Origin of the sequence: Ralstonia sp. 24A2 (genome assembly GCF_051783885.1) — a bacterium.
Taxonomy (GTDB): Bacteria; Pseudomonadota; Gammaproteobacteria; order Burkholderiales; family Burkholderiaceae; genus Ralstonia.
Genome location: NZ_JBPVZD010000002.1, coordinates 1581422 through 1606200, shown reverse-complemented (window position 1 = coordinate 1606200; position 24779 = coordinate 1581422). Strand labels below are relative to the sequence as shown.

Genomic DNA, 24779 nt, shown 5'->3' with positions numbered 1-24779 from the left:
GAATTCGGCCCCGATCGTCCGCGTACGCCGGTCAATTACTTCGCAGCAGCCGAAACTTCCTTGTCAGCCATGTCGCGCATGGACTTGCCGACTTGCGGACCGTACTTCTGCATCACGTTGCCCCACACTTCCTGCATAGCCTTGCCTTGGTTAGCCATGAACTTCTGGCCGCTCGGCGTCTTCAGGAACGTGGTCAGATCCTTGATTTCCTGGGTCGAGTAGTACTTGCCCAGCGAATCGTAGTGCGCTTGCAGGGCATCCTTGCGGAAGGCATCCGTTTCGAACGCCTTGCCGGCGCCGTCGGTCATGCGCTGCACAGCGCCGTTCTTCTTCAGCTTGTCGACAGCAGCCTGCTTTTGCTTGTCGTTCAGCGACTTGTTCTCGACCAGCGATTGCTCCAGCACCAGCGGGGCTTCCTGCTTGGCGCCGTTTTCCAGCACTTCACCCTGACCCTTGATTGCTGCGTCGACGTTCATCGTCGTCAGCAGTTCCTTGATGGCCGCGGTCTTGTCAGCATCGCCAGCCTGGGCGAAAGCAAACAGCGGAGCGAAACCAGCCACCACGATCAGATGTTTGAGTTTGAGACTCTTGTGCATTGTTGCTCCCTTGAAATAAGCGTTGCGTTTAGGCCGGACGAGTGACGCAAAAGTTCCGGCCCCTGCCGCGCACAGGTCCGGCATCATGACCAGAACTGTGCACAACGGCAAGCAAAAGTTGTTTCCAATTATGACTCGGCGCCGTCATCCGACTGTGCATCGGCGTCCGGTGCGGCATCTAGCGTGTCCACACTTTCATCACCTTCTGCATCGGACTCCACCACACGTTGCAGACCGGACAGCTTGTTGCCCTCGCCCACATTGATGAGCGTGACGCCCTGCGTAGCCCGGCCCATTTCGCGGATCTCATCCACACGCGTGCGAATCAGCACGCCACCGGTGGTGATCAGCATGATCTCGTCTTCCGGCGCTACCAGCGCGGCAGCCACCACCTTGCCGTTCCGCTCGGAGGTCTGGATGGCGATCATGCCCTTGGTACCGCGGCCGTGGCGGGTGTATTCGGCGATCGGCGTGCGCTTGCCGTAGCCGTTTTCGGTGGCGGTCAGCACGCTGCCGATGCTCGCCTGTGCGCCCTCGCCTTCGGCTTCCGTCTCAGCCGGCGCCACCAGCATGGCGATCACCTGCTGACCCTCTTCCAGGTTCATGCCGCGCACACCGCGCGCCTGACGGCCCATCGGACGCACGTCGTTCTCATCAAAGCGCACGGCCTTGCCTGCATCCGAGAACAGCATCACGTCGTGTTGGCCATCCGTAATGGCGGCGCCAATCAGGAAGTCGCCCTCGTCCAGATCCACGGCAATGATGCCGGCCTTACGCGGGTTCGAGAAATCGGTCAGCGCCGTCTTCTTGACCGTGCCCTTGGAGGTGGTCATGAACACGAAATGCTGCTCGTCGAACTGCTTGACCGGCAGGATCACGTTGATCTTCTCGCCCGGCGACAGCGGGAACATATTAACGATCGGACGGCCGCGCGAGTTGCGGCTGCCAGCCGGCACTTCCCACACCTTCAGCCAATACAGACGGCCGCGGTTCGAGAAGCAGAGGATGTAATCGTGCGTGTTGGCGACAAATAGCGTGTCGATCCAATCGTCTTCCTTCGTGGCAGCGGCTTGCTTGCCACGCCCACCGCGCTTCTGCGCGCGGTACTCGGAAATCGGCTGACTCTTCATGTAGCCGCTGTGGGACAGCGTCACCACTAGATCCTGCGGCGTAATGAGATCTTCTGTATCCAACTCGGTCGCATTGTGCTCGATTTGCGAGCGGCGCTCGTCACCGAATTCCGCGCGGATGGCGGTGAGTTCCTCGACGATGATGGCGGTAATGCGCTCCGGACGCGCCAGGATATCCAGCAGGTCAGCGATCTGCGCCATCACCTCGCGGTATTCCTGAACGATCTTGTCCTGCTCGAGCCCCGTGAGTCGTTGCAGGCGCATCTGCAGAATTTCCTGCGCTTGCGTGTCCGACAGCTTGTACAGGCCGTCGCCCTGCATGCCGAACGCCGGCAGCAACCCTTCCGGGCGATACGCCGCGCGGCCACCAGCGGTTTCGCCTTCGGCACGCGACAGCATGTCACGCACCAGGCCCGAATCCCAGCTGCGATTCATCAGCTCTGCCTTGGCAACCGGCGGCGTCGGTGCGGCCTTGATGATCGCAATGAACTCGTCGATGTTGGCCAGCGCAACGGCCAAGCCTTCCAGGATGTGGCCGCGCTCGCGCGCCTTGCGCAGATCGAACACAGTACGGCGCGTCACCACCTCGCGGCGATGCAGCAGGAAGCACTCCAGCATCTGACGCAGGTTCAGCAGGCGCGGCTGGCCGTCGACCAGCGCCACCATGTTCATGCCGAACGTATCTTGCAGCTGCGTATTCTTATAGAGGTTGTTGAGCACAACCTCCGGCACTTCGCCGCGCTTGAGTTCGATCACCACGCGCATGCCGGATTTGTCCGACTCGTCGCGGATATCGGAGATACCCTCGATGCGCTTTTCCGTCACCAGCTCGGCAATGCGTTCGAGCAGCGTGCGCTTGTTAAACTTGATAGGGCAGCTCGTCGACGATGATCGCCTGGCGCTGGCCGCGGTCGATATCCTCGAAGTGCGTCTTAGCACGCATCACCACACGGCCGCGGCCGGTGCGATAGCCTTCCCGCACGCCCGAGATGCCGTAGATGATGCCGGCCGTCGGGAAGTCCGGCGCCGGAATCAGCTCGATCAGCTCATCGACCGTTGCGTCCGGATTGTTCAGCAGGTGCAGGCAGCCGTCGACAATCTCATTCAGGTTGTGCGGCGGAATGTTGGTCGCCATACCGACCGCAATCCCGGACGAACCGTTAACTAGCAGGTTCGGAATGCGTGCCGGCAGAACCGAGGGCTCGCTCTCGCTACCATCGTAGTTCGGCTCGAAATTGACGGTTTCCTTGTCGAGGTCAGCCAGCAGTTCGTGGGCAATCTTCGACAGGCGAATTTCGGTGTACCGCATGGCCGCGGCGTTGTCGCCGTCGACCGAACCGAAGTTGCCCTGGCCATCGACCAGCATGTAGCGCAGCGAGAAATTCTGCGCCATCCGCACGATCGTGTCGTATACAGCAGTGTCGCCGTGAGGGTGATACTTACCAATCACATCCCCGACGATACGGGCGGACTTCTTATAGGGACGATTCCAGTCGTTGTTCAGCTCGTGCATCGAGTACAGCGCACGGCGATGCACCGGCTTGAGACCATCCCGTACATCTGGAAGGGCGCGGCCCACGATCACGCTCATAGCGTAAGCGAGGTACGAACTGCGCATTTCCTCTTCGAGCGATACCGGGAGTGTCTCTTTGGCGAATTGATCCATTGGGCGAACGATGGGAGGCCCGGTAGCACTCACTGCGATGAGCACTACAAGGCGCTACGGTTGCGCGAATAACAGAACATTTTACCATGCCGCAAGCCCCCTCCCCCTCATGTGGTCGAGCGACGCATCCTCAACCTCGGGCACGTTCCCTGCGAAGGCGACCAAAACCCGCGATCCAGTCCCCACAAGGGTTTGCGAGCTGTTTTCTGCCTTGTTGCGTACACACCACAAGGCCATGATGCCCCGTTGGAATCGCTTATATTTGCTTTTTAGGAGTGCGTGCTTGTGGCACAATCCCCCAGCGAAGAGGCAGACATTGTTCGAAGTGGCGAATTCGCTACATCGAGGATGCTACACTCCGAAGAATGTATGACTTGTTTTCGTCCCATCTGCTCGCAGTCTTCTGCGGTGATCTCATCCTGAGAGGAGAAATATGAAAAAATTTGCCAAGCTCGCGTTCGCTGCAGCTGCGGTAGCCATGGCTGCGTCCGCTTACGCTCAGTCGGTGCCCTACGAAAAGAAGGCCGTCAACGACAACTGGGGTAACGGCACGAGCGAGTGGGTCTGGAAGAACGGCACGAACGAACTGTGCTGGCGCAATGGCTTCTGGACGCCGGCAACCGCCAATGCTCAGTGCGACGGCGCTCTGGCTCCGGCTGCTGCTCAAGTAACGCCGGAACAGAAGCCTGGCGTCGTGGCCCCGACCTCGGAAAAGGTCACGTTCGCCGCTGACACGCTGTTCGACTTCGACAAGGCAGTGCTGAAGCCGGAAGGCAAGGCTAAGCTGGATGACCTGGTCTCGAAGCTGCAAGGCATCAACCTGGAAGTCGTGATCGCCGTCGGCCACACCGACTCGTTCGGCTCGGACAAGTACAACGACCGCCTGTCGGTCCGTCGTGCTGAAGCCGTCAAGGGCTACCTGGTCAGCAAGGGCATCGAAGCCAACCGTGTTTACACGGAAGGCAAGGGCAAGCGCCAGCTGAAGGTTGATCCGAAGTCGTGCAAGGGCGCTCGCAAGGCACAAATCGCCTGCCAGCAACCGAACCGCCGTGTTGACGTTGAAGTGGTCGGCACCAAGAAGTAATTCGGTTTCCGCCGAAGAAAAAGCCCAGCGAAAGCTGGGCTTTTTTTTCGCTCGCAAGCTATGTCCGCGGCCAGATTGGATTGATCAGTCGACCCGCCCATCGCCAAGGCAACAAAAAGCGGTGATGCCCATGCGCCACCGCTTTTTGCTTTTCAGGGGCCGCCCCCCTTTTTTCGCCCTTCTCTATTAGTAAGACGGCGTCGCCTGATCGTTGGCGACCATGGCTCGATCACCCACGCGCAGGTTGTTCGGGTTTTGCTGCGTGACCGTCGCGACACGACCATCGTCCAGCCGCACGCTGATGCGGTACACGGTTTGTCCGCCCGCTGCCGCACGCTGCTCAACCTGGTTGCCGGCATAAGCGCCGAGCGCTGCGCCGCCAATCGTGGCGACCGTGTTACCGGTGCCGCCACCAACTTGGTGGCCCAGAATACCACCCGCCACACCACCGATGATCGTGCCCAGAATGCCCGGGCTGTTGACCGGCGCCTGCATCGGCTGGATGGATTCAACCCGGCCGTACAATGCCCCCGGCTGTTGCTGCGGCTGACCACCGTACGCCGGAGGCGGCGCATACCCGCCACCGCCGTAGCCGCCACCATATCCACCGCCATACCCCGGCGCGGCGCAGCCCGCCAGCACCGTCAGGCCCGCTACGCCGAGCCCCGCCAGAATCTGTTTGGATTTCATTGATCTCTCCTAGAGGGAAGGTGACCGTTGGAGAAAACGCATGCGCGTTCGTTCACCTTTGTTTCAATGTGAAACCTTTTTCCCGGCTCGCCCCATTTGGTCAGAACGACGCTTTTTGGTACATTTCCTCACCTAGCCGTTATACCCAGGCGCAGCGCAACATGACTACCATTCACGCGAACGCCGACCCCGGCGAACTCGAAAAATTCAGTGAACTCGCCCACCGCTGGTGGGACCCGAACAGCGAGTTCAAACCCCTGCACGAAATCAATCCGCTGCGCCTCGACTGGATTCAATCCATCGCGCCGCTGACTGGCAAGCGCGTTGTCGACATTGGTTGCGGCGGCGGCATCCTCTCCGAGAGCATGGCGCGTGTCGGCGCCAACGTCAAAGGTATCGACCTGTCACGCAAAGCATTGCGAGTTGCCGATCTCCACAGCCTCGAAGCGGGCGTTGCTGTCGATTACGAAGAGATCGCCGCAGAAGCGCTCGCCGCGCGCGAGCCCGGCAGCTACGATGTCGTGACTTGCATGGAGATGCTCGAACATGTGCCTGATCCGGCGTCGGTTGTGCGCGCTTGCGCGACCTTGGTGAAGCCGGGCGGCCACGTGTTCTTCTCGACCATCCATCGCAATGCCAAAGCGTATCTGCTGGCGGTGATCGGTGCGGAATACGTGCTGAACATGCTGCCGCGCGGCACGCACGACTATGCCAAGTTCATTCGCCCGTCCGAGCTTGCCTCCTTCACGCGCTCGGCAGGTTTGCAGCCGGAACAGATGCGTGGAATGGAATACAACCCGATCACCGGGCGCTACGCCCTGACGCAAGACACCAGCGTCAACTATCTGATGGCCACGCGCCGTCCGGGCAACGCATGACGGTCAGCAGATTCCCGGCCCTGCTGGGCGCAGTGCTGTTCGACCTGGATGGCACGCTGGCCGACACTGCGCCCGATCTGGCAGCGGCGGCCAACAAGGTGCGCACCGACCGCGGCCTGGAACCACTGGCCTACGAAGCGCTCCGCCCCGTTGCTTCGCATGGCGCGCGCGGGCTGCTCGGCGTGGCCTTCGGCATCGGGCCGGAGGATGTGGAATTCGAATCGCTACGGTTGGCATTCCTCGCCAACTACGAGGCGGAAATCTGCGTACGCACAACGCTGTTCCCAGGCATGGCAGACGTGCTGGCCGAACTCGGCCGCGCGGGTATTCCGTGGGGCATCGTCACCAACAAGTCCGGCCGGCTGACCGTGCCGCTGGTCGCTCAACTGCCGTTTCCGGTGCCGCCGGCATGCGTCGTTGCAGGTGACACCACGCCGCACGCCAAGCCCCACCCTGCCCCGCTGCTGCATGCAGCCGAATCCATCGGCGTGGATGCACGGCAGATCGTCTATGTGGGCGACGACGTGCGCGACATCGAAGCTGGCCGCGCCGCAGGCATGCCTACCATTGCTGCCAGTTACGGCTATTGTGGTAATGGGCCGCCGCCTTCGGAATGGCGCGCAGATGCGTTGATCGCCAACGCCGTCGAACTGATTCCGCTATTGCTCGAATCTCAACGCGCTTAAGCACGGCGCCAGGGCCAACGCCCGGCACCTTTCAGGACCGCCGCCTTCCACACGGGACGCGGCGGTCGACCGACTGACGAAGTACGCCACACCGTGGCCGGACCGACACCAGCATGAGCACCTCCCCCGATTCGCGTCCCGACCTGCAATCGAAGTCCAACGGCTGGCGTGCCCGGCTTGATCGTCTGCGTGGCACAGCCGGCTGGCAGCGCGCCACGCAGGTCGGTACGTCACGGCGCACCAAGCGCATCGGGTTGGGTGTGCTCATTTTCCTGGTGGTGTTTGGCCTGCTGGGCGCGCTGGGTGGGCCACCGCTGCTGCACCACCTGGCCGAGACGCAACTGAGCAAGGTGCTGGAGCGACCGGTATCGGTCGGCAAGATCCGCATCAACCCGTACACGCTGCGGCTCGATGTCGACCAGCTCCACATTGCCGAGCGCGACGGCAAGACGCCGTTCGTCGACGTCGGCCACCTTCACGTGAATGCCTCGTGGAGTTCGATCTTCCGCCGCGCCCCCGTGATTGAAGAGCTGCGCATCGATGCGCCGCGCGTGCACATCGTGCGCACCGCCGAGCAGCGCTTCAACTTCTCCGACATCGTCGACAGGCTCAACCAGCCCGAGAACCCGCCCAAGCCCAAGTCGACCGAGCCGGCGCGCTTCGTGTTCGCCAACCTGCAGTTGACCAACGGCGCGATCGAGCTTGTCGACCAACCGCTGGGCACGCAGCACAAAGTGGATAACCTGCAGATTGGCGTGCCTTTCTTGGCGAGCCTGCCGGCCGACGTGAACATCTTCGTGCAGCCACTGCTGGCGGCAAGCATCGACGGTGCCCCGCTCCGTTTCTCGGGCCAGACCAAGCCATTTGCCGACTCGCTTGAATCGAACCTGAACATCAAGCTCGATGGCCTGGAGCTGCCCCGCTACCTCGGTTACGTGCCCGGCCCGCTGCCGGTGGCCGTACCGCAAGGCAAGCTGACGACCGATCTAACGATCGACTTCCAGAAGCCGAAGACTGGCGCCCCGGTGCTGCGTGTGCATGGCACGGCTGGCCTGGACAACCTGGAAGTGACCGACGCCAAGAAGGCACCGTTGGTGGCGGCCAAGCAGGTACGCGCAACGCTGGCGGATGTGCGCCCGCTGGACAACGTGTTCCACCTGGACGCCCTGACGCTCGACGGCGTACGTGTGGATGCCGTGCGCGCCGCCGATGGCGCGATCAACTTCACGCAGCTTGGCGGCAAGCCGGCACCGACCGAAGCCAAGCCCGCTGCACCGGAACCCACCGCCAAGCCGAAGCCGCTGGACGTCGTTGTCGGCAAACTGCAGCTGGCCAACAGTACCGTGCACTGGCGCGACGCCACCACACAGCCGGCAGCGGACCTCACACTGGAAGACCTGCACGGCGACGTGGCCGTGCGTACGCTGGGTGGCCCGATCACGTTTGATGTGGGCAGCAAGCTGTCTCAGGGCGGCACGCTCAACGTGCGCGGCAATACGTCGCTGGAGAAGAACAATGGCGAGCTGGAGCTGAAGCTCGACGGCGTGAAACTGGCCGGCATCGGGCCGTATCTGCGCCAGGCAGGCGCGCCGCAACTGCAAAACGGCGCGCTGTCGGCAGACGGCAAAATCGCGCTCGACTTCGGCGCCGACAAGTTCAACGTGCGGGCTGAACCGCTAACCGCCAGCCTGGCTGACCTGTCGATGGCGCCGCCCACGGGCAAGGACACGGCGTTGCGCGCCAAGCTGCTGCGCGCCGATGTGAAGAGCTTCGATCTGGCCACCCGCACCATCGCACTGAACGAAGTGCGCGCCGATGGCCTGCAGCTCGATGCGCTGCGCAAGAAGGACGGGACGACCACGCTGACGCTGCTGGACGGCGCACCTGCTGCTGCCAAACCCGCTGCCGCACCGGCCAAATCCAAAGCCAACGCACCGGCCGAGAAACCCTGGGCCGTGACCGTGCAGACGTTCAAGCTGGACAACAGCGCCGTCGGCTTCGAAGACCAGACCAACGCACACCCGGTGAAAGTGCGCGTCGAACCGCTGAACGTGGTCGTGCAGAACGCGTCGACCGATCTCGGCAAGCCGATCAACGTGCAGATTGGTGCCGGACTGGGCAGCAAAGGCAAGCTGGACGTGCGCGGTGACGTTGTGCCGCAGCCGCTCAAGGCCGACCTGCGCGTGAACACGCAGAACCTGTCGCTGGCGGGCTTCGACCCGTACCTCGACAAGGCGCTGAACGCCGCCATCACCAGCGCGCTGCTGACGATGGACGGCCGCCTAGTGCTCAACCAGGGCAAGGCGCTAACGGCCAGCTACCAGGGCAACGCTACGCTGGGCAACGTGCGCCTGCAAGACCGCGTGACCTCTGATGACTTCCTGCGCTGGCGCTCGCTCGCGCTCAACCGCATCCAGGCGAACTACGACGGCAATACGCCGCGCGTGCGCGTGGGCGCGGTGGCGCTGTCGACATTCTATGCGCGGATCATCATCAACCCGAACGGCCGTCTGAACCTGCAGGACATCCGCGTGCAGTCGGATGAAGAGCGCCGCTCGCTCACGCAAGCGCAGCCGACGCCGGCGTCTGCATCTGCGGCATCCGCGCCTGCCGCGCAGGTTGCCCAGACCGCTCCAACGCCCGCTTCCGCACCTGCGGCAAACAGCGCTGTCGTATCGAACCCGCCCGCCCCCAAGGCCGGCGGCGCCGATCTGCGTGTCGACGCCATCACGCTGCAGGACGGCAACATCCGTTTCACCGACAACTTCGTCAAGCCGAACTACACGGCCAACCTGACCGCCATCGGTGGCTCGGTGGGCACCATCAGCACCTCCGCCAACCAGCAGCCTGCCGATGTGACACTGCGCGGCAGTGTCGACGGCACAGCACCGGTGGATATCCATGGCAAGGTCAATCCGCTCGCGCCCACAGCCTTCGTGGACCTGACGGCCAAGGCTGACGGCGTAGAGCTGACCAACCTCACGCCCTACTCCGCCAAGTACGCCGGCTACCCGATCACCAAGGGCAAGCTGACGATGGACCTGCACTACCTGCTCGACAGCGGCAAGCTGACGGCCGACAACCACATCTTCATCGACCAGCTCACGTTCGGTGACCGCGTGGAGAGCAAGGACGCGACCAATCTGCCGGTACGGCTGGCGGTAGCGCTGCTCAAGAACTCGCGTGGCGAAATCGACGTGCACTTGCCAGTATCAGGCTCGCTCGATGATCCGCAGTTCAGCGTCGGGGGCATCGTCATACGCGCACTCGTCAACCTGATTGCACGCGCGGTGACGGCACCCTTCTCGCTGCTGGCCAGCGCGTTTGGCGGCGCCGGCGGCGAGGAGCTTGGCTACATCGAATTTGACCCGGGCACCTCGACCATCAGCCAGGCATCGGTCGCCAAGATGGACAAGCTGGCGACCGCCCTCAAGGACCGCCCGTCGCTGAAGGTCGACATCGTCGGCCGCGTCGATCCGGAGTTCGACCGCGATGGCCTGCGGCGCGAAGCTGTGAACCGCCAGATCCGCGAGCAAAAGCTCAAGGACGCCGGTGACGCCGCCGAGGCCGACACCAGCGTCAAGCCGGAAGAGGAGAACAAGTACTTGGAGCGCGCCTACAAAGCCGCCAAGTTCCCGAAGCCGCGCAACATGATCGGCCTGGCGAAATCGCTGCCGCCGGAAGAAATGCGCAAGCTGATGGAGACCAACGTGCAGGTGACGGATGCGGATCTGCGTGAACTCGCCCAGCGCCGTGCCAACGCCGTGCATGTGGCGTTGGCAGAACGTGTGGATCCGGGCCGCCTCTTTGTGGTGGCGCCCAAGCTCAACGCCGAGGGCATCAAGGACAAGGGCAAGACGACGCGGGTTGATTTCGCGCTGAAGTAGCCCATCTATGGGATAATCACTCTTCTTCTCTGGGGCCGACCTGGTTTCGACGTGGGTTGCGAAGCAGTGGAGGGCATACCGAGGACCCGTCACCTCGTTAATCAATGGGAATGCAATAACTGCTAACGACGAACGTTACGCACTGGCAGCCTAAGGGCCGCCGTCCTCGCACTGGCTCGCTGACGGGCTAGGGTCGCAAGACTAGCGAGGTCATTTACGTCAGATAAGCTTTAGGTGAGTCACGGGCCTAGAGACGAAAACCTAGTGAATCGCCGTCGTAGAGCGTGTTCGTCCGCGATGCGGCGGTTAAATCAAATGACAGAACTAAGTATGTAGAACTCTCTGTGGAGGGCTTGCGGACGCGGGTTCGATTCCCGCCGGCTCCACCAAACACCTCTCAAACGTCTTCGACGTTTGGCAATGAAACCCTGCCGGGCTTAGCTCTGCGGGGTTTTTTGTTGCCCAGCCCATCGCCGGCACGTCCCGCTGCGTCACGCGCAGCCAGCCACTGCCCTGCACCGCTCACCGGCCTTCGTGACTCAACGCTGACGGGTCTTGCGAGTCGCTTACGAATTACTGGTAATACGCCAACGAATTTTCACACGGCATCCATAGCCTGCGTCCTGCCGCTGCACCAAGGGGGGGCGAATGCGCTCATGCCATGCGCGCCTGGTCGACGGCGGCGACTTCCTTTCACCCGAACATAAGTTGAGATAGACAGTGAAGAAAGCTTTCCTCGCAATGACAGCGATTGCCGCAGCCTGTGGCGCTTCCGGGGCGTTCGCCCAAACCGCATCTGGCGTGACCCTGTACGGCCTGGCCGACATTGGCATCGAAGCCATCAATCACGTGCCGGGCAACAGCGCCGGCGGCAACACCGCAGTCCGCATGAATGCCGGCAACCTGAGCGGTTCGCGCTGGGGCCTGCGCGGCACGGAAGATCTCGGCAACGGCCTGAAGGCCATCTTCACGCTCGAAAGCGGCTTCGACCTCGACACCGGCATGTCGGCCCAGGGTGGCCGCCTGTTCGGCCGCCAGGCCTACGCTGGCCTGCAGGGCAACTTTGGTGCCGTCACGCTGGGACGTCAGCAGACCGCGCTGTACGACCTGTTCGGCGCCTACGACCCGATGGGCGCAAACCCGCGCTACTCGCTGGCTGCTGTCGACTCGGCATTCAATGGCCGTGCTGACAACGCCATCAAGTACACCGGCAAGTTTGGCGGCCTGACCGCCATCGGCTTCTACAGCTTCGGCCGCGATAACAACGGCGAAGTGGCGGGCGCACCGAAGGTGGCTCGCAACTACGGCCTGGGCTTCGCCTATGCCGCAGGCAATCTCTCGATCGGTACCGCATATGACCAGTACCAAGGCGCTACCTTGGCGCTGCAGGATCGCAGCGCCAAGCGCGCCGCGATTGGTGCTTCGTACGCCTTTGGCGATGCCAAGGTGTTTGGCGGCTATCGCTGGCTGCGTGACGACGGTACGGCCAGCGCCACGGCCACCATCACACGCACCAACGTCTACTGGCTGGGCGGCCAGTACCGCGTCATGCCGGCCCTGGTGCTGACGGGTGCCGCGTACTACACGGACAACCGCAACTCGAGCGCGGATCCGTGGATGTTCGTGCTGTCGGCTGACTACTCGTTCTCCAAGCGCACCGACGTGTACCTGAACATCGGCTACGCGAAGAACAAGAACGGTTCGACGCAAGGCCTGAGCGGCTCGGGTTCGACCTTTGTTGCAGCTGGCGAGAACCAGACCGGCGCCACCATCGGCCTGCGTCACCGCTTCTAAGCAGTACGCACCGGACGACGGCGCATCATCAAATCGTCGTCACCCGCACCTCCCTTGCGAGGCCGCGGCGTGACGACACCACGTTCATATCGACCTTGCCTCCTTGCAGGGCTCGTTGGGCCGATTCTTGATTGCCGAATCGGCCTCTTTTTGTTTCCGTCCTTCTTCTCCCCTGCGATCCGGCGCACGTGGGTAACCTCGTGCGTCATCCACATCGCACTAGGTGCGAAATCACATCGCATCGACGTTGCGCTCAGCGCGTTGCCGGCCCGGCGGGGTTGGCTTACTAGCCAGTAGCCCTACGCCTGCGGCGGATCATGGGAATGCACAGCATCAACACACCGACAGCCAGCCCTGCCAGATGGGCGGCAGCAAGCGGTGGAGCACCGAGCCAGGCCACGGCATCCATATTGACGCCACCGAACCACTGCCAGACAGCACGACCGACAAGCGCGGCCAGCACAACGGCGGCAATCGCTTCGCCACGCGCACGTGGCAGCAGCGCCAGCACAGCAAGGCCGTAGTTGATGCCGGAGAACCCAGCGTAGAACTGCAGCCCAGGCAGGGCCGCAAAGAGAATCAGACCGATCAGCGTGGCAAGTACCACGCAGCAACGCCAAACACACAGCGACGCGGGCAGGATGGCCGCGAGTGCGACCAGGCCACCCACATTGAGCAGGCAGTGCACCCAGGTGAGATGCACGAAGTGGCCGGAGACCAGCCGCCACACCTCACCATTGAGGATGGCCGCACGGTCATAGCGCAGCGCGTCGACCACCGTGGCCCCACCGGCCTGCAGCACAAGCATCAGCAAGGCGGTCGCAAAAAAACCCGGATGCACCGGGCTGTGCGACCGCCAGTCAGGCCAGCGGTGTGTCCGGGTGCTCAGACGCGCCACGAACGGCGGCGTGCCAGGGCGACCATGCCGGCCGTCAGCGTCAGCCACATCAGCGGATCCAGCGAGCCCGAGCCCGAGTCACCCGCGTTGTTGCTGCCACCAGGCGTGCCCGTGCTGCCTTCCGGGGTCGTACCACCGGTGCCCGGGGTGCCGCCCGTCGCTTGCGTGTTGAGCGCAAAGTCAACCAGCACCGGATCGTGGTCCGAAGAGCGGTAGGCGTCCGGCGCGTAGTACGTCAGTTGCTGCTCGGCGCTCTTGTAGGCGAACGAGTATTCCAGCGCGATCGGCTCGTCGGCGTTGATGTGCCATTCATGCACGGCGCGCACGCGATCGGCCAGACCCGACGTCGCCAGCGCGTGGTCGATATAGCCGGACTCACCGCCGAACACATAGCTGTACGCGTCCTTGCCGACGAACTTCGCAACCATGTCGGCGTAGCCCTTCTGTGCGAACAGCAGCACCGGGTCTTCCTTGGCGTAGCTGTTCAGGTCACCGATCAACAGCTTGCCCACATCGGCCACGCCCGTCGGCGAGGTGGCGAGCCAATCGGCGATCAAGCCAGCGGCACGCAGGCGGGTGGGGTTCCAGCAGCTCTGCCCATCGCCCTGGTCGGCATCCTTGCCGGTGGCGCCGGTACAGCCCTTGGACTTCAGGTGATTGACCACCACGGTGAAGTTTTGCGTGCCACCAATGCGGCGGAAGCTGCGTGCCAGCGGCTGGCGGTTCTTGTCGTCGATCGCCAGCGTTGCGACCGCGCCAACCGGTTCCACCGTGCGGCTGTTGTAGATGATCGCCACCGTGATCGCGTCGCCGCCCAGCTTGGGCACGCCCGGATCAACGAAGCGCCAGTCGGCACCCAGCTGGCTGGTCAGGCGGCGGATGGCACTCAGGTCACCATAGCCGTCGTTCTCGATTTCCATCAGGCCGACCACATCGGCATTGATGGCGCGGATGGCCGCGACGATCTTGGCTTCCTGCCGCTCGAACTCGGCCTGCGTCTTGGCGCCGCGGTTGTTCGGATCGTCAAAGCCAGCCCCCTTGCCGTCGCCATTGAAGTAATTCAGCACGTTGAACGAGGCCACACGCACGTCCGCCTGGGCGTGACGTGCGGGCGCGCCGGTGCGCGGGTTGCCCGCGGCGTTGAAGACCGGTGCTACAGCGCCAGGCACCGGCTGCAGGCGCCACGCGTTGTAGCGCATCTCCAGCACGCCTTGCACGCCGCTCACCGTATAGCCGGCACGCACCGGGTTGGCGGCAGACAGGCCGGGCGCCGGGTAAGGCACGGTGCCAGGGTTCTGCTGATTGGAGCCGTCATCAAGCACCAGGCGGTTGAGCGCGTTGGCCGCAGCTTGCGCAGCCGCACCATTCGCGGCCGGGGCCACGTTGGTCGGCAGCGGCAGGCGGCCATTGCTGAGCAGTACGCTGCCATAGCGGCCGAGTTCGTAGGTCTCGCTCACCGTCAGCGTCTGCGGCAGGCGCACCAACATCCCTTCATACGCCGACAGCGATTTGGCATCGGCCACCGGCAGCGTCACATCCACCGGCGTTACGCGGTTGCCGCTGGAGCAGCTTGCCAGTCCACTTGCGGCCAGGGTCAGTTGCGTCTGGCCGTACTTCTCCTCGACCTTGCCGACGAGGTGAACCAGATCGCCCGCACGCGCGGTCACACCGGGCGCGTAGATGAACAGACCTTCGGACACGCCCGCCAACTTGCGGCGCTGCGCGTCTGGCTGTTGCACGAAGAAGCCGTTGAACCCGTTGGTGCCACTGTAGTCGGCGGTGACCACCGCCTCGATCTCGACGTTCTGGCCGGCCAGTGGCGACGTTGCCCCTGCGCCCTGCACGTCTGCGATATGCGTGGCTGCCGCGCCGCATACAGGCTGCACCGGCGGCGGTGTTGTCGTGCCGCCCTGGCCGTTGTACAAGCCAAGGTCGGAAAAATCGTCGACGTTGAACGCGTCCCACTGCACAGCCGGATCGAAGACCGCGGAGGCATTCGTATCGCCCTGCTTGACCGTGCTCTTGCGACGCAGCGTGTGGTCCATGGTGCCGGCCGTGGCCGTGCCCCAGTAGCCCACTGCAGGCCGGTAGCCGACCTGGCCGATGTGGTCCACCACCGTGCCGGAGCGCGTGAGCGTGATGGCATCGTCGCCGTTAAAGGTGAACGCCGCGGTCTGATTGACCTTGGAGCCGAGCACGGCAGCCAACGTGCTATGGGCCATCACGTACACCGCACCTGGCGCGAGCTTGCCGTTGAGCGCGAAGGACGTGGTCGGCGTCGTGGCACCGTTGTTGTACTGCTCAACCTTGTAGAGCGACAGATCCACCTCGGTGCTATCGGGGTTGTAGATCTCGAGCGCCTTGTTGTTCGAGGTGCCTTCAACGTATTCGCTGAAGATGAGCTCAGCATGGGCTGGCAACGCCATGGAGAGCGCAATGGGGAGGAGGTAATGCAAACGCATGGGATGGGGTCGGATAAAGCGGTGCGATGACGCACCTGTGGTTGTTGTATTGCGGCTGGAGCGCGCCTCGCCATCGGCGAGGCATGCTCCATGCCGTACTGTGGGTTACGGGGTTTCGATGTAGCTCTGCGTGCTGTAGTCCGCCACCGGCAGCTTGTTGAGCTGCTTGGTGGTGCCGGGCAGGCCATCCACGTAGGTGAGGAAGGCTTCGGCGTAGTCGAGGCCGACTTCGGTGCGGCGTGCACCGGTCACGCTCTTCATCGTGGTGTAGCCGTCCTGGCCATCCGCGAGGAAGTTGATGGTGACCACGCTGTAGGTCTTGGCCAGATCCAGCGGCACATAGCCCGAGGCGGTCTTCACTTCGAGCTGGCTCAAACGCGCGCCGGTTGCCTGGTTCAGATCCACCTTCCAGCGCAGGCCACCGGTGTAGGGGTAGGAACCGGTGTTGTTGGCGACCACCGATGCGATGGCGTCTTCCAGCGTGGCCTTCACTTCAGCGCCCGTCATCTTGAGCTGCACCAGCGTGTTCTTGAACGGCAGCACGCTGTAGATGCCGCCCACGGTCACGTTGCCGGCGGGCAGGTCAACGCGCACGCCGCCACCGTTCTGGATGGAGATGTCAGCATTGAAGAACGCCTTGCCGCGTTCCAGGAAGGCCTGGGCCACGAGCTGCTGCACGTCACCGCCATGCGCGATGACATCGGCGTCCTTGTTGCAAACGTCACCCAGCGTGGAGCGCGTGGCGTCCCGCTTGGTGCCGGGCACGCGACGCAGGCACAGGTTGGTCGGTGCGGTGGCGACCACCTTCTTGCCCAGCGCGTCCTTGTCGGCCTTGTAGCTGGCCAGCTTGGCGGCCGCAGCAGCGTCAGGCGTGGTGATGCGCAGTACAGCGCTAGCGGTGATGTCCTGGCGGATGGCGACGGCGTCAGCATCGGACACAGCCACCGTGCCACGCTTGAAGGTGTTGCCAATCAACACATGCGGCGTGCCTTGGCAGTTGACGACATCGCCGTTCTTATCAAAGTCCACCTTCAACTCACCGACCACGTAGCTGTACTGCCACGCCTGCACCACGCAGACGGGCTTGCCATCCTTGTCGGTGGTGCGGGTCGGGTAGTCGCCTTCCGGGGTCAGGCCCAGCGGCTGCATGGTGGCCTTGGGCCCAAGCAGGCTGTGAGAATCCGCACCCACGATCACGTCGACACCACTGAGCTGCTTGGCCAACGCCAACTCGCCGGTGTAGCCCACGTGCGAAGCAATTACGATCTTGTTGATGCCCTGCGCACGCAGGCGATTGATCTCCGCCTGTGCGGCCACAGCTTCGTTGTCGAATGTGGTGCCCGCATCCGGGCGCGAAGAATTCTTGGTCTTGTCCGCGATGGTCAGGCCGATGATGCCGATCTTCTGCCCATCACGCTCCACCACAGTGGAGGCCTTCACAGGGCCATTCGCCAGCGCGGAGGTGGCGGCAAATTTGGCGTTGGCGCTCAGTACCGGCGTTTTGCAGTTGCCCGCGTGCAGATAGTCGATGAAGGTCTTCAGGCCGCTGTCGGTGTTGTCGAACTCGTGGTTGCCCAGCGTGAACGAATCAAAGCAGACCGTGTTCATCATCTCGGCATCGGCCTTGCCGTTGCTGAGGTTGAAGTACAGGTCACCGGTGACGGCGTCGCCCGCGTGGATCTTCACCACGTTGCGCGAAGCGCTGGCCAGCGATTGGATGGCAGACGTCACGCGCGCGAAGCCGCCGTATTCCACGTCGATGGCTTCACGCTTGCCTGCTGCCGTCATCAGGTTGAGCTTGACCGACTCCGTATCCAAGTGGGAGTGGTGGTCGTTCACGTGCAGCAGCGTGAGCGACAGCGGCTTGGCCTCGGCGGGCTGTGCCGTCGCCGGCGGCTGGTTGGATGCGGTTGTATCGTCACCGCCACCGCAGGCAGCGAGAGCGAACAGCGTGGAAAAAAGGACGAGCGAATACGCGCCCGCCTTGTGTTTGGTTTGGCGTGCCATGGGTGCATTGCTGTGGGGTTGTGCAGCCCGCAACCTTCAACAACGCGCATGACGTGACCATGGCGCGTTGTCACAGATCTTTCAGCGATCCCTAAGCTACCTTTTTGTTTCCTTCTCGCCGGCCACACGCATCCGCGCAATTCACGCTGCCGCACCTGCAAACAAGAAACCCGCGACGCTTTCGCAGTCGCGGGTTTCTTTGTGACGCAACAGATGTGCGTGTTATCCGCCGATGGTCACATTGAGGACGACACCACTCGGCTGCACCAGGTAGTAGCCGCCGTTGACACCGATCCAGTGGGCCCCGCGCGGCGGCGGCGCCAGGTGGTGGTCACGCCAGTTGTCGATGACGTACTGGCGATCGCGGTACTCGGACGGAATCCGTTCGCCCCGGTTCCAGCGATGCGCCATTTCGCGGTCGGCACGGCGGTCCATGTCGACGCGCTCTTCATGGCGGTCGCGGTCCCAGCGGCGATCGTGATCGCGGTCATGATCTTGCGCGTGGCTCGCGAGCGGTACCAGCGCAGAAGCGGCCAGCATCAGGGCAGTCAGTATCTTGGCTTTTTGCATTGATGTGCTCCCAGAACGTCCGGATACGTCGGACCTTGTTTCCAGTCTAGGCCTCTAGCCCTCCTAAGGCTGTGACGAACACCGTTAAGGATGTAACGGAAGATTATCGTGCGTCACCCGTTTGGCTTACCGTGCCTTGCCCGCTCTGGGCATCGTTGCTACGCTGGCTGACGCAACCGTTTTCCACGTCTGGGATAACCGAAGCCCTGCCTCGAAACCCGACCGAACCGGCCATGTGCGCAACGCGCGACACGGTCATCCACTCGGAAGGGTCAGGAAGAGGCACATGGACACACGCATCTGGCTGCTCGCCGCCACCGTCTTCCTGGCGGGTATCGATGAGAACATCTGCATCGGCATCCTGCCCGGCATTGCGGCAGACCTGCGCGTCTCGCTTGCCGTGGGCGGGCAGCTCACCACCATCTTTTCGCTGATCTTCGCGCTGGCGGCGCTCGCATGCTCGGCATGGCTCGCGCATCGTGACCGCAGGCGTCTGCTGATCGTAGCGCTGGGCGTATTCGCGGCCAGCAACCTGCTCGCCGCCGCGAGCCCGGGTTATGCCGCCCTCTTCGCGCTGCGCATGGTGATGGCCGCAAGCTGCGCCACCGTCGTCCTGCTCGCCACCATGTTTGCCACCGAGCTGGCACCGCCGGGCAAGCAGGGGCGCGCCATCGGCATCATCTTCATGGGGATCAGCGGATCGCTCGTGCTCGGCGTACCCGTCGGCATGACACTCGATGGCTGGTTTGGTTGGCGCGCGGTGTTCGTGGCCATCGGCGTGCCGGTGTTGCCACTGGCGTTCGTGCTGGCGCGGCGATTGCCGACATCGCCCGCGCGGGCGCCGGTGTTGATCGGCGCATGGCTGCGGCATGCGCTCACGCCCAAGATCCTGACCGGGCAGCTCGTGTCGATTGCCATGATCGGCGGGCACTTCATCCTCTTCGCCTATCTCACCCCGTATCTGCAGGCGCGCCTGGGCACACCGCAGGCCACGCTGACGGCGCTGTACTTCGCGTTCGGTGCGGCGGGGGTCACGGGGGCCTGGTTGGGTGGCTGGTGTTCCGACCGCGCGGGGCCAGTGCGTGCACTGCTGCTCTGCCCGGCCGTGTTCCTGGTGGCAATGGCATTGCTGCCCGCCGCCGGACAGAACCTCGCCCTCTTCCTGCCGGCGATGATGCTGTGGGCGGGCCTGAGCTGGTCGATCTCGCCCATCGTGCAGAGCTACCTGATGCACAGTGCACCGGACCGGGCCGATGCGAGCCTGGGGATCAATGTCTCGGCCATGCACCTGGGCGTGGCGCTGGGTGCGGGCCTGGGCGGGTTGCTGGTGGATGCGGGCGGCTTGTTGCTCGCGCCATGGGCCGGCGCAGGTGTGGTGGCGATTGCGTTACTGCTGGCGATCATGTCCGCACGGCTCGGCACAGGCAGAGCAACCGCACAGCAAACAGTGAAGGCCTAACAACGCTCAGCGCATCTCGAACCGCTTGCGCCAATCGCGTGGCGACAGCCCGGTGCGCTCCTTGAACACCCGCGACAACGCCGACGGCCCGGCATAGCCCAACTCCTCGGCCAGCAACTGGATGGGCCGGCCCTCGCGCAATCGCGTCTGTGCGAGCGAGACACGCCAATCCGCCACATAGTCCGCCGGTGTCTGCCCGACGGTCTGCTTGAAGGCTGCGGCAAATGCGCTGCGCGACATGCCAGCGCGGGCCGCCATGGTGTCGAGCGTCCACGCTGCGCCGGGCGACTCATGCACGGCCACCATCGTGCGGGCCAGGCGTGGGTCCGACAGGCCTGCGATCAAACCGGGCTGAATGCCGGCGTCCTCAGGGTGATCGAGCAACCAGCGCAGCAGTTGGATGCAGACCACGTCGAACAGGCGGTCAGCCAGCACACGCTGGCCACAGCGCACGCGATCCGTCTCGGCAAACAGCAAGGCCAGTGCCGCGTCCAAGCCTTCCACCTTCTCCAGCGGCAAGACGATCAGCGCGGGCAGCCCGCGCGCCAGCGGGTTGAGTGCGCCACCATCGAAGTCGAGCGTGGCGCAGGTGAAATCCGATCCATCGACAGGTGGATTGTGGAAGCAGTGCGCCACCGGGCGCGGATAGAACAGCACGGCCGGCGCCTGCACACGCAGGTGTGTCGGCAAGCCGCCCACTGCGTCTGGATGCGTGAGTTCCAGCGCGCCACGCCGCAGCACATGCAGAAACCCCTGCCCCGCATCCGGCGCGAACTGCGTCACACCGCACAGCGGCCCCGAATGAAACAGGCGCGCACGCACACGAAAGCGCTCCAGCAAGCCAGACAGACGATCCAGCGGATCCATCGCACGCATTGGACGAATTGGTATGAAATTGAAACGAAATCGTCCAAATCATACATCCCCAATCGCCATACTGTGTACACGTCGATGGCGCACCCCACACGCCCGGCGCTCCGATCCAACCCATCCATGAGGAGTGTTTCCATGACTGCCCGCGTTCCCCTGCATGACCGCACCAGCGCCCCGATCGATAGCAAGGCCGTGCTGGATCAGATCCAAGGCGCTTTCGGCGCAACGCCTAACATGTTCCGCGCCGTGGCCAATTCGCCGGCGGCGCTCACGTCGATGTGGGCCGCGTTCGGCGCACTCGGCCACGGGCGCATTCCGGCTGTGCTCGGCGAGAAGATCGCCGTGGCTGTGGCCGACCGCAACCGCTGCGAATACTGCCTGGCTGCCCACACGGCGCTGGGCAAGAAGGCCGGCGCCTCCGGCCACGACATGGCCGAAGCCCAGGCCGGCCGCGCTGCCGACGCCAAGACAGCCGCCGCACTCGGCTTTGCACTCAAGCTCGTCGAGCAACGTGGTCAGATCGCCGATGCCGATGTGCTGGCCTTGCGTACGGCCGGTTTCGACGACGGTGAAATCGTCGAGATCCTGGCGCACGTGGCGTTGAACCTGTTCACCAACTACGTGAACGTGGCCTTCAACGTGCCGGTGGACTTTCCGGGCGTGAAGCTGCTGGCGGCAGCCTGATCGCCGCCAACGCACTGGAGCGGCCGACCGATACAGAATCCCGCAAATTTCTGGATTTCTGTACCTGTTGGCCGATTCTTGGCGGGTGCTAGCCTGCAAGCTCTTCATCCCCGCCTGCAGGCTCCTACCATGCCCACCCTCTCCAACCTGCTCACCTTTGCCCTGGTCGCGCTCGGCATGGTGCTCACGCCCGGCCCGAACATGATCTATCTGATCTCACGTTCGATCTGCCAGGGGCGCAATGCGGGGCTGATCTCGCTCACGGGCGTTGCCACCGGGTTCGTGTTCTACATGCTGTGCGCGGCGTTCGGCATCACAGCGCTGTTGATGACGGTGCCCCTTGCCTACGACGTGCTGCGCTTTGGCGGCGCGATCTATCTGCTGTATCTCGCCTGGCAGGCCGTGCGCCCGGGCGGCCGCGCGCCGTTCCAGGTGCGTGAGCTGCCGGTGGACAGCCCCCGCAAGCTGTACACGATGGGCCTGCTGACCAGCATGCTGAATCCGAAGGTGGCAGTGCTCTATCTGTCGCTGCTGCCGCAGTTCATCGAACCCGCGCACGGTAGCGTGCTGGTGCAGTCGGTCTGCCTCGGTATCACGCAGATCTGCGTGAGCGTGACCGTCAACTCGATGATTGCCGCCACGGCCGGCAGCATTGCGGCGTTCCTCTCACGCAAGCCGAGCTGGCTGTCGATTCAGCGCTACCTGATGGGCTCGGTGCTGACCAGCCTGGCACTGCGTATGGCGATGGAAGCGCGCAAGTAAGACATTCGGTGGTGCGCTGGGCACTGCGGCGCACCATCGTCACCACCGACAACCCTGATTGACATGCCTGCCGCCATGTCCTTGGATACCGTGAGGTGACTCCAAGGAGACGACGGCATGCACCCTGATGATCCGCAGCAACGCGCCCGGCGGCGCGGCGTACTCAAAGCCCTCAGCACGCTCGGTGCCAGCACTGCGCTTGGCCATCCGGCATTGACCGCGCTGGCCGCCACCGCAAGCAGCATCACCCTGCCCTTCGACAACGGCGTGCGCGAACTGGTGGCCTTTCCGCAGAAGCGTCCGCTGATCCTGCTGACCAGCCGTCCGCCGCAACTGGAGACGCCGTTCGCGGTGTTCAACGACGGCGCCATCACGCCCAACGATGCCTTCTTCGTGCGCTACCACTGGGCCGGCATTCCCACCTCGATCGACCCCGCGACGTATCGCCTGCAGGTGGGCGGCAACGTCAACGCGCCACTCGATCTGTCACTGGCAGATCTGAAGGCGCTGGGCGAACCGCGCGAGATCGTCGCCGTCAACCAGTGTTCGGGCAATGGGCGTGGTTACTTCCAGCCACGCGTTGGCGGCGGGCAGCTCTCCAACGGGGCGATGGGCAATGCGCGCTGGACGGGTGTGCCGCTCAAGCAGGTACTCGACAAGGCCGGCGTGCGCGCAGGCAGCGTACAGGTCGTGTTCGACGGCCTCGACCATCCTCCGCTGGCCGATGCCAAGAGCCCTGACTTCATCAAGGCGCTGGAGATCGACCACGCGCTCGACGGCGAGGTCATGATCGCCTGGGCCATGAACGGCGCCGACCTGCCCATGCTCAACGGCTACCCGATCCGCCTGATCGTGCCGGGTCACTACGGCACGTACTGGGTCAAGCATCTCTCAAGCATCCAGGTCGTGGACAAAGCGTTTGATGGGTTCTGGATGCGCGCGGCCTATCGCATTCCCGACAACGCCTGCGCCTGCGTGGCGCCGGGCACCGTACCCGCGAAGACGGCGCCGATCGGCCGCTTCAACGTGCGCTCGTTCATCACCAGCCTCGTCGACGGTGCGACCGTTGCCGCCGGGCGCGAGCACATCGTGCGCGGCATCGCCTTCGACGGCGGCTACGGTATTACCGAGGTGGCGTTCTCCTCCGATGGCGGGCGCACGTGGGCAGAAGCGCAATTGGGCGAAGACCTGGGCAAGTACTCGTTCCGCGAATGGCGGGCGCCGTTCAAACCCACGCGGCGCGGTACCTATGAACTGAAGGTGCGCGCAATCAATCGCGTCGGTCAGAGCCAGCCGATGACCGCGCTGTGGAATCCGCCCGGCTATATGCGCAACGTGGTGGAAACCACGCGTGTGACCGTTGCGTGAGGAGGCCGACATGTTCGATCGCAACACGCTACGCACCGGCCTCGCGCTAGCCATGCTGCTCGGCACCGCGGCCGCGCACGCGCTGGACGTCACGCTGCCACCCGAAACCGCGCAATACAAGCCGAGCGACCTGCCCGGCTATCGGCTCGTGCTGCAGAACTGCATGATCTGCCACGCCGCGCAGTACGTGCAGACGCAACCGCCAACGCTGCCGCGCAGCTACTGGGAAGCCACCGTCAAGAAGATGAAGGCGCCCTTTGGCGCACCGTTTCCGGAGGAAGACATCCCGGCGATGGTCGACTACCTGGTGAAGACCTACGGCGCCGAACGCCCGCAAGCCAGCCCCGCCAAATGACAACGGGGCGATCCGGCCAAACCCGAATCGCCCCGCTCGGCCCCGCTTGTGTTCAACACGCGGCCGGATCAGCGGCGGCGCATGTAGAACGTGAAGACCTTGTCGTGCTCGCTGTGCTCCAGCAGCTCGTTGCCGGTCTGCTTGGCGAACGCCTGGAAGTCGCGCGTGGCGCCCGGGTCGGTGGCAAGAATCTTGAGCACGTCGCCGCTTTGCATGTCGGCAAGCGCCTTCTTCGTGCGCAGGATGGGCAGCGGGCAGTTCAGGCCGCGTGCGTCAACTTCCTTCTGGAACTCCATGTCTTCCTCTGGGGTGCGGGCGAGCAGCCTGATGCCGCTCGCGTCAGTCATTCCGTTATTGTAACGAGCCGCGTAGGCTGCCACTGCCTCGCCGGCGGCTCGGCAGGTTCGCCGGTGCGGATGTCGATGTAGCTGACAGGCAGGCCGCGCGACGTCAGGAAGTCGGCCACGGCATACCCCGTGCCGGCCGTCCACGGACGCACTTTCTCGAACGGCTTCAGACGATACTCGACCAGCTCTTCCGACAGCGCGATCTCACCGTCGGCCACCACGTGGTACGCGATGATCAGCTCGTTCTTGCGGATGAACTCGTACACGCCAATGAGCGAGATCGATTGCGCATCGAGGTTGGTCTCTTCCTTCAGCTCACGCGCGATGCCCGCTTCGGGCGTCTCGTCGCGCTCCATGAACCCGGTGACGAGCGCGAACATGCCCTCGGGCCACACGGCATTGCGCGCAAGAAACATCTGCCCGCGATACTCGACCACCGCCGCCAGCACCGGCAGCGGGTTGTTCCAGTGCACAAAGCCACAGTCCGGCGCCGGACATGCAATGCGCAGGCGGCCGGCGTTGTGCTGCTCGACGAGCGGCGTGGCGCATTGCGGGCAGAAGCGGTAGTCGAAGCTCATGGCGG

General features: G+C 63.7%; 19 protein-coding genes, 1 other RNA gene and 1 pseudogene. 11 read left to right on the top strand and 10 right to left on the bottom strand.

Annotation, left to right across the window (positions count from 1 at the left end; genetic code table 11):
- Positions 1–35 precede the first annotated feature (35 nt).
- The gene (locus tag ACS13N_RS12440) at positions 36–596 is read right to left on the bottom strand and encodes a DUF2059 domain-containing protein (protein WP_039596375.1); all 561 of its coding nucleotides are present in this window, start codon (positions 594–596) and stop codon (positions 36–38) included.
- Between the two features lie 128 nt (positions 597–724).
- Positions 725–3392, bottom strand: a pseudogene (gene gyrA / locus ACS13N_RS12435) (DNA gyrase subunit A).
- Between the two features lie 433 nt (positions 3393–3825).
- Here gyrA and ompA point away from each other — a divergent pair.
- Positions 3826–4476 carry an outer membrane protein OmpA gene (gene ompA / locus ACS13N_RS12430; protein WP_104656691.1) on the top strand — a complete coding sequence of 217 codons (651 nt, stop codon included), beginning with the start codon at positions 3826–3828 and terminating at the stop codon, positions 4474–4476.
- 186 nt (positions 4477–4662) lie between these two features.
- Here the strand turns inward: ompA and ACS13N_RS12425 are convergent, their stop codons facing one another.
- Positions 4663–5166: a glycine zipper 2TM domain-containing protein gene (locus tag ACS13N_RS12425; RefSeq protein WP_039596378.1), complete on the bottom strand. Its 504-nt coding sequence runs from the start codon at positions 5164–5166 to the stop codon at positions 4663–4665.
- A gap of 161 nt (positions 5167–5327) precedes the next feature.
- Between ACS13N_RS12425 and ubiG the strand changes: the two genes are divergently transcribed.
- The 5 genes from ubiG (at position 5328) to ACS13N_RS12400 (ending at position 12411) form a co-directional block, all read left to right on the top strand.
- Entirely contained in the window at positions 5328–6044 is a 717-nt protein-coding gene (ubiG, locus tag ACS13N_RS12420; RefSeq protein ID WP_438932847.1) for a bifunctional 2-polyprenyl-6-hydroxyphenol methylase/3-demethylubiquinol 3-O-methyltransferase UbiG, read from the top strand.
- On the top strand, positions 6041–6730 hold the full coding sequence (locus ACS13N_RS12415) for an HAD family hydrolase (RefSeq protein ID WP_438931935.1): 690 nt from the start codon (positions 6041–6043) through the stop codon (positions 6728–6730). The genes ubiG and ACS13N_RS12415 overlap by 4 nt, the downstream gene beginning before the upstream one ends.
- A gap of 113 nt (positions 6731–6843) precedes the next feature.
- Complete coding sequence (locus ACS13N_RS12410; RefSeq protein WP_438931934.1) at positions 6844–10617, top strand: DUF748 domain-containing protein; 3774 nt, start codon at positions 6844–6846, stop codon at positions 10615–10617.
- Positions 10618–10648: 31 nt separating this feature from the next.
- Positions 10649–11006: a transfer-messenger RNA gene (gene ssrA, locus ACS13N_RS12405) on the top strand.
- Between the two features lie 331 nt (positions 11007–11337).
- Positions 11338–12411: a porin gene (locus tag ACS13N_RS12400; protein WP_438931933.1), complete on the top strand. Its 1074-nt coding sequence runs from the start codon at positions 11338–11340 to the stop codon at positions 12409–12411.
- 286 nt (positions 12412–12697) lie between these two features.
- Here the strand turns inward: ACS13N_RS12400 and rrtA are convergent, their stop codons facing one another.
- From rrtA to ACS13N_RS12380, 4 genes are all read right to left on the bottom strand, one after another.
- On the bottom strand, positions 12698–13219 hold the full coding sequence (gene rrtA / locus ACS13N_RS12395; RefSeq protein ID WP_438932846.1) for a rhombosortase: 522 nt from the start codon (positions 13217–13219) through the stop codon (positions 12698–12700).
- 77 nt (positions 13220–13296) lie between these two features.
- Complete coding sequence (locus ACS13N_RS12390; protein ID WP_438931932.1) at positions 13297–15771, bottom strand: ExeM/NucH family extracellular endonuclease; 2475 nt, start codon at positions 15769–15771, stop codon at positions 13297–13299.
- Positions 15772–15876: 105 nt separating this feature from the next.
- Positions 15877–17778, bottom strand: coding sequence for a bifunctional metallophosphatase/5'-nucleotidase (locus tag ACS13N_RS12385; RefSeq protein WP_438931931.1), 1902 nt, complete (start codon positions 17776–17778; stop codon positions 15877–15879).
- Between the two features lie 222 nt (positions 17779–18000).
- Complete coding sequence (locus ACS13N_RS12380) at positions 18001–18348, bottom strand: RcnB family protein (RefSeq protein WP_438931930.1); 348 nt, start codon at positions 18346–18348, stop codon at positions 18001–18003.
- Positions 18349–18634: 286 nt separating this feature from the next.
- Between ACS13N_RS12380 and ACS13N_RS12375 the strand changes: the two genes are divergently transcribed.
- Positions 18635–19807 (top strand): MFS transporter, encoded by a 1173-nt coding sequence (locus tag ACS13N_RS12375; RefSeq protein WP_438931929.1) that lies wholly within the window; start codon positions 18635–18637, stop codon positions 19805–19807.
- A gap of 6 nt (positions 19808–19813) precedes the next feature.
- Here ACS13N_RS12375 and ACS13N_RS12370 read toward each other — a convergent pair whose 3' ends face one another.
- Positions 19814–20683: an AraC family transcriptional regulator gene (locus ACS13N_RS12370; RefSeq protein ID WP_438931928.1), complete on the bottom strand. Its 870-nt coding sequence runs from the start codon at positions 20681–20683 to the stop codon at positions 19814–19816.
- A 132-nt stretch (positions 20684–20815) separates the two neighbouring features.
- On the opposite strand from ACS13N_RS12370, the gene ACS13N_RS12365 reads away from it, so the two are divergent.
- The 4 genes from ACS13N_RS12365 to sorB all read left to right on the top strand — a co-directional run bounded on the left by ACS13N_RS12365 (position 20816) and on the right by sorB (position 23849).
- Entirely contained in the window at positions 20816–21364 is a 549-nt protein-coding gene (locus tag ACS13N_RS12365; protein WP_438931927.1) for a carboxymuconolactone decarboxylase family protein, read from the top strand.
- Positions 21365–21493: 129 nt separating this feature from the next.
- The gene (locus ACS13N_RS12360) at positions 21494–22126 is read left to right on the top strand and encodes a LysE family translocator (RefSeq protein WP_438931926.1); all 633 of its coding nucleotides are present in this window, start codon (positions 21494–21496) and stop codon (positions 22124–22126) included.
- A 117-nt stretch (positions 22127–22243) separates the two neighbouring features.
- Positions 22244–23494 (top strand): SorA family sulfite dehydrogenase catalytic subunit, encoded by a 1251-nt coding sequence (gene sorA / locus ACS13N_RS12355; RefSeq protein ID WP_438931925.1) that lies wholly within the window; start codon positions 22244–22246, stop codon positions 23492–23494.
- 10 nt (positions 23495–23504) lie between these two features.
- On the top strand, positions 23505–23849 hold the full coding sequence (gene sorB / locus ACS13N_RS12350; RefSeq protein WP_438931924.1) for a SorB family sulfite dehydrogenase c-type cytochrome subunit: 345 nt from the start codon (positions 23505–23507) through the stop codon (positions 23847–23849).
- A gap of 68 nt (positions 23850–23917) precedes the next feature.
- Here sorB and ACS13N_RS12345 read toward each other — a convergent pair whose 3' ends face one another.
- Both ACS13N_RS12345 and ACS13N_RS12340 read right to left on the bottom strand, forming a co-directional pair.
- On the bottom strand, positions 23918–24145 hold the full coding sequence (locus ACS13N_RS12345; protein WP_021195565.1) for a sulfurtransferase TusA family protein: 228 nt from the start codon (positions 24143–24145) through the stop codon (positions 23918–23920).
- A 47-nt stretch (positions 24146–24192) separates the two neighbouring features.
- Positions 24193–24774 (bottom strand): NUDIX domain-containing protein, encoded by a 582-nt coding sequence (locus ACS13N_RS12340; RefSeq protein WP_438931923.1) that lies wholly within the window; start codon positions 24772–24774, stop codon positions 24193–24195.
- Positions 24775–24779 lie beyond the last annotated feature (5 nt).